This window comes from Xylanibacter brevis ATCC 19188 (assembly GCF_000621725.1).
Classification (GTDB): domain Bacteria; phylum Bacteroidota; class Bacteroidia; order Bacteroidales; family Bacteroidaceae; genus Prevotella; species Prevotella brevis.
Map to the genome: position 1 here is coordinate 1 of NZ_JHXM01000030.1, position 5,627 is coordinate 5,627.

The 5,627-nt window shown below is 46.3% G+C and carries 4 protein-coding genes; 2 read left to right on the forward strand and 2 right to left on the reverse strand.

The window, feature by feature from the left end; all coding sequences use genetic code 11:
* Positions 1–459: 459 nt before the first annotated feature.
* Positions 460–1,479 carry a helix-turn-helix domain-containing protein gene (locus T433_RS16020; RefSeq protein WP_211249754.1) on the forward strand — a complete coding sequence of 340 codons (1,020 nt, stop codon included), beginning with the start codon at positions 460–462 and terminating at the stop codon, positions 1,477–1,479.
* A 102-nt stretch (positions 1,480–1,581) separates the two neighbouring features.
* Here T433_RS16020 and T433_RS0112535 read toward each other — a convergent pair whose 3' ends face one another.
* Complete coding sequence (locus T433_RS0112535; protein WP_155808513.1) at positions 1,582–3,024, reverse strand: hypothetical protein; 1,443 nt, start codon at positions 3,022–3,024, stop codon at positions 1,582–1,584.
* 559 nt (positions 3,025–3,583) lie between these two features.
* Here T433_RS0112535 and T433_RS0112545 point away from each other — a divergent pair.
* Positions 3,584–3,880 (forward strand): TRL domain-containing protein, encoded by a 297-nt coding sequence (locus tag T433_RS0112545; protein WP_027456044.1) that lies wholly within the window; start codon positions 3,584–3,586, stop codon positions 3,878–3,880.
* 284 nt (positions 3,881–4,164) lie between these two features.
* Here the strand turns inward: T433_RS0112545 and T433_RS16025 are convergent, their stop codons facing one another.
* A complete protein-coding gene (locus tag T433_RS16025; protein WP_155808514.1) occupies positions 4,165–5,091 on the reverse strand; it encodes a hypothetical protein in 927 nt (308 codons plus the stop codon).
* Positions 5,092–5,627 lie beyond the last annotated feature (536 nt).

Genomic DNA, 5,627 nt, shown 5'->3' on the forward strand with positions numbered 1-5,627 from the left:
AGCTTGCAATAGTTATACTTTTGGTGTTCATCTAAAGTCTAGAAAGGTCATTTCTAGAGTCTAGAAACGGTCATTCTAAAGTCTAAAAGCACTAGTTCTAGAGTCTAGAAACGCCACTTTTAAAGTCTAGAATAAAAACAATAGTTTCTGTTCTAGCCCCTAGAATGGTCACTTCTAGCCCCTGGATGGGCCGCTTCTAGGGGCTAAAAGTGGACGTTCTAGGGGCTAGGAACGTCTCGTCCAGGGGCTAGATTAACACCAAAACTAACGCTTTTGCAGGTCAAAACTAACCCTATTGCAAGACAAAAGTAGAACTATGACGGTGCAAAACTGCCCCCATCATCATGCCATGGATAGCTTACATGGACACACCACAGGGACAGGTTGTGAAAAAAAAAGACAGGCGAAATGTTGGTGCTTTGACGGGAAATACGTACTTTTGCAGAGATGGAAGACTATATGAACATATCGGCATTTATGATAGGCCTCTCGACGGCCTTCTTTGCCGGCTTCTCTCTGCATATCCTGTTCTGGCGTAAACAACGTACACGCTTCCAGCATGTGCTGGGATGGATTATGGCCGTCTGGGCTCTATGGTGCCTAAAGGATATCGTTATCACCTTTCCCGGGATGTACACCACGAAGGTGCTTAACTGGATTTTCATCATAGATGCCTGGTCGGCACTGACCTATACCGTCTTTGTCTTCGAGGCTGTATGGCCCGAATGGGTAACAGTCAGACGTCTGGGCATGCAGTCGGTACCTTTTGCCGTCTGTACCTTATTATACCTGGTATGGCCTGTTCAGGAAATCATCTATGCCGAGTCGGTGTTTCTCTGGTTCTATGCCTGGACCATTGTCATCATCGGATGGGTAAAGGTGCGTCGGCGCATCCGCTATGTGCATGAGAACTTCTCCAATATTGACAGCATCGATGTGGCATGGCTGAAGCCCGTCTTCGTCTTCGCTATCATCAGCCAGCTGGCATGGCTGTTTACCTCGCTATATGCCACGGTAGTGGGCGATATTGTATATTATGTATCTGCCGTCCTGCTGTGGCTGATGGTGCTGCACTACAGCTGGGATTTCTGTCCTATCATAACAGAAAGGGAAGAGGAGAGGAAGCCTGTAAGAAAGAAGGGGGGACTGCCTATTGCCGAGGGAACACTGGAGAAGGTGATGGAGGAGCAACGCCTCTATCTGAACAAGGATCTGACACTTGCTGACCTGGCTTTGGCACTGAACACTAACCGCACGTACATCAGCAACTACCTGAGTCAGGTTCGCGGACAGACCTTCTACGACTACGTCAACCAGTTGCGCATCGAGCGTGTCTGTCTTCCCATGCTGAAAGAACATCCGGAATACACGTTGGATTATGTCGCCATGGCGAGCGGCTTCGCCTCTATCTCCACATTCCGCCGGGCATTCGTCAAACTGACCGGACATACGCCCCGCCAGTTATCCTCTAACCCCTAACAACCTCATTTTTCAATGCTCAGAAGAAATAGAAAATGAAGAGAGACTGCCAGGTTAGCAGTCTCTCTTTTTTCCGTTAATTTACTTCCAGTATTCCATAGATTACTTCACAAGCACCTTGTGACCGTTCTCTACCACTATGCCTTTATAGCCTTTCTTGATACGCTGGCCACTGAGGTTATAACGGATAGATGAAGCATTGTTTCGGTTGGACAACACGTTTTCGATGCCAGTTATTTCACTGGCAAACTGTAGCTCGGTAATCCACAGTTTTGAGCCCGGTGCCGATGCACCACTGCCCTCTGTGCTGGAACTCATGCCACTGACACTCGAGGTGATGTCGATATAGAAGGCGTTGATGCCCCAATCAAGACCGGAAGGGTCTTTGCCATTTTCGCTCTCGGAAAGATCGATGTAGCCGAAAGTCCAGTCAGACGCAGCCTCGGTTATCTTCTTGCGGAACTTCACAGTACGGGTCACTTGCGGTTTAATCACCAGGTCTTCGTTGAATTGGATGAACACCTGTGCTACGTCACCAGTCACGGGTTGGTATTTGTACCAGAAGGTGAGATAGCGTGCGGGAATGTTTTTGCAAGGCACGCCCTGTTCGTACTCGCTGCCGCTCATCTTTTTCAGGAAGCAGTCGGTGACTAACAGCGACGTTGTGACCACCTCACCCGGCATACCTGCCGCCGACATGTCCACCACCTTCGACTCAAGCAGAGCTGCCGTAGACCCCGCAGTTCGGCCTTCGGTCTTCGTCACGCAGCCAGGAGCCAGAATGTTGAATGTGTCCCAATAGCCCGACGGTGACGTGTAGCTTCCGCCACCCATCTCTACGGGCAGGTCGCGCTCCTCCCAGTCGGCAAAGCTGCCGTTGGGCACCTGATACAAGGTTACTGGCGAACCTCCGCCCACTTTGCTGTCGTCCACTATGAGGTTCGCGCCCGTACTCACCTTATATTTGTTCCAAGCCTCAGCACTCTGTTGGGTATATACTATTACGGTGAAATTCGGTTGGGTGTTCACTAAGTCAGAGCCGAGCATCAACGTGCCCTGCACGTTGCAGTCGAACGTTTCCAGATGTGTGTTTTCCATGAAGGTTTTGTCGGGGATAGCATAGTCTCCACCGGCCTCTATGCCGATAATATGCAGTTCGGTATAATCTTTGAACTGAGCCTCTTGCAATGATACATTCTTCACATATAGTCGCTTCACGTTGTTCTGTGCCGTCATTTCCTGACCCGCCATTTGCGACGTGTACTGACGGAACATCGGCTCCCAGTAATTGGGGTCGGTGAGGTCAGAGCCTTCGATATGTGCCAACTTGGTAGCGTCAATCGGTTCAATGGTGAGTTGGAACTGTGGCCCGCGGTCTGCCCATTCATAGGTGTCGAGCGTGAATCTGTAGTTGTTCATTTGGTTCTCGCCTACAAATGCCATATACGAGTCGGTGATAACGGGGTCGTGCAGCGTAATCTGCGCCTGTACACCCATTGCCAGCATGAAGAGAACCATCAGTAAAGGTAAAACTTTTGTTTTCATACGCTGCTGAATTTAAGTGAATATTATATTTAAGTGAATACTATGATAGATGATGTATTATGTAAAGACGGCCCGTCCCAACCATTTTTCATGAGGCTGGAACGGGCAGAACAGGTTCCGCACCGTGGTGCATATACCATCTTCGTTATCATCTTCTTGAAGAAGCTGACTTCGTGGTTGGGAATATTGATGGTGATTGATGTCATGTCTTTATCAGATTTAAGGATACCAAAATTATGCGCATTAGAATGTTATAACAACTGCAAAGATACAAAATCTTTTCAATCATTGTCCATTTCGTCCGAAAAAAATGCAAAAAGCGGGCCAAGATGGGGTCCATAAAGATCCTCTTGAGTTATTTCAACAAGGCACTTTCAGGGCCTGGAAAGAGTGCTTCCAGGGGCTGGATGAGAAGCAAAAGCAATGCTATTTGGAAAAAAGAATTGTGTATTTGTTTCGTTATATATATAACTTTTATTATCTTTGCAATCGTAATTATAACAAAAAGTTAGCTCTAACTTAATACCTATTTTATTATCTTAATTTAACTACAAAGCGTATGAAAAAGATGATGACTCTTGCTGCTTGTGCAGCTTTCGCAGCGCTCACATTGGGCAGTTGCGCAACAATCAACAGTGGTGCAGCTCTGACTGAAAAGGCTCCTATTGGACAGAAAGTTGGTGAAGCACAGTCTTCTTACATCCTTGGCCTGTGGAGCTCGAAGGGCGAGCAGAACAACATTCAGAAGGCTGCTGAGAATGGTGGCATCAAGAAAGTGTCGCAGGTGGAGTATATCGACCAGATGGTTCTGGGCGGCTTGTTCATCAAGCACACCACTCGCGTTTACGGTGAGTAAATATAAATTAAACCCCGAAAGTGATATAAAATACTTTCGGGGTTCATTTTGTCACCTGTCCCGTGATACCCCAGTAGGGCACGCATATCTATACTCCAATAAGTGATCATGAAAGTCCTTTTTGGTTACGATCTGTCTGTCATAGAGCTTCTTCTTGCGAATTACATCCATAGGATAGTTCTTGGCAACACTCCACTTAATAGTATAAATGTAGCATGTATCATACTGTTGACATATATATGGATCAACAGATATCATGAAGTCTGGTGGTGCTAAACTGCAAGTTATTCTAAGGGTATCTTGAAGTATATGGCTGGCCAAGCGTAGTCTTGATACATGGTGGCTGTCAGATTGTGCTCCGTTGCGAAATCTCCCAGTTGGTCTATTATCATCTGTTTTCGCCAGTCGTCGTCACTACTCATCTTATGGAAGGCTTCGTACTTGTCGCCGAATATCTTCTTGGCGCTGGGCAGGTTATCTGCTCCGTCGGCCACTTGGTCGAAGGCTATTACCTCAAATCCCATTTCAGTCTTGCGGATGTGCATCAGGCCAGGATGGTTGCCGCCTGATACGCACTTCAGCGTATCGCCTACCTGATTGTAGTTGTGTATCCAGAATTCGCCCCAGTATTTTATGTCCTCAGGGTTGCTGTCGTCGATATCCACCTTGCTGTAGAAGGGCACACAGAACTCGGCCTGGGCATAATCTTTGCCAATCTCATTTACCAGATAACGTTTAATGGCTTGCTCATAGGTAATATCCTGGTCGTTTACCAGTACCACTTCCTGCTTCTCGAATTCCTTGTCGATGATGATGATGGAAACATACTGGCTCCAGTATGATTGTTTCTGTCCTACTTTAATGTCATAGCTATAGAAGAGGGTATCTCCCTTAGTTTCCACTTTGAGCGGATTGATTTCCATCTGCCATTGGGAGCCAGGTAAGAGAAAGTCCACAACAAACTGCTTGCCGAAGTCGATGGCTGTAGGCTTGCCTTCTTCACCCATCGTTGTGGCCATGTGGAAGCACTTATTGAAGTCCTCTTCGGTTGTTATTTTTACACTTGGTGTTCCGAGGTGATTGTAGAAGTAGTTCTTAGCTACCGTAAAGGGTATCTCACTACTTTCCTTGTTCTCTACACTCGTTGCCGTCTTGTTGTTGCAGGCTGCCATTGTCAGCAGCGTTGCAAAAGCGAATAAAACCTTTTTCATATTGATGTTTTCTTGTTGGAGATATGCTACGACATTTCTTTCATGAAGAATCTGGGGTTCTTAATTCAGTCGGAAACTGATGGAAGACTATCTATCGACAATTGGGCATTCGCAATAGAAACCATACCAAACAGGCAGGTCATGGTTAATAGAATTCTGGCTTTCATTATTACTTATTTTTAGGTTTATGTTATTTAATTATTGTATTAATGCTTCTATATAACTGAGGTTACTGACCCCACCCCCTGCCCCTCCCCTACAAGGGAGGGGAGAGAGGCGGCTTCCTCTGCGGTTCTCCCCTCCCTTGTAGGGGAGGGGCAGGGGGGGGGGGCAGTATTGTTATTATTCATGTCTGCTTTCGTCTATTCGAAAAGTTTGCTGCAAATATATAAAACAATGTGATTGGTTGTAAGAGAAATGCAAGAATTTGTAAAATTATTACGATTAATTAACCAAAATGACACAAAAAAAGGTCTTCACTTGATGAAGACCTTTTTACCGTTTTTAATATAGAGTCCGCGACGGGGATGATCGAT

Coding starts and splice junctions, on each gene's coding strand:
- T433_RS16025 (WP_155808514.1), bottom strand. CDS start 5,091: ATGAAAAAGGTTTTATTCGCTTTTGCAACGCTGCTGACAATGGCAGCC.
- T433_RS16020 (WP_211249754.1), top strand. CDS start 460: ATGAACATATCGGCATTTATGATAGGCCTCTCGACGGCCTTCTTTGCC.
- T433_RS0112545 (WP_027456044.1), top strand. CDS start 3,584: ATGAAAAAGATGATGACTCTTGCTGCTTGTGCAGCTTTCGCAGCGCTC.
- T433_RS0112535 (WP_155808513.1), bottom strand. CDS start 3,024: ATGAAAACAAAAGTTTTACCTTTACTGATGGTTCTCTTCATGCTGGCA.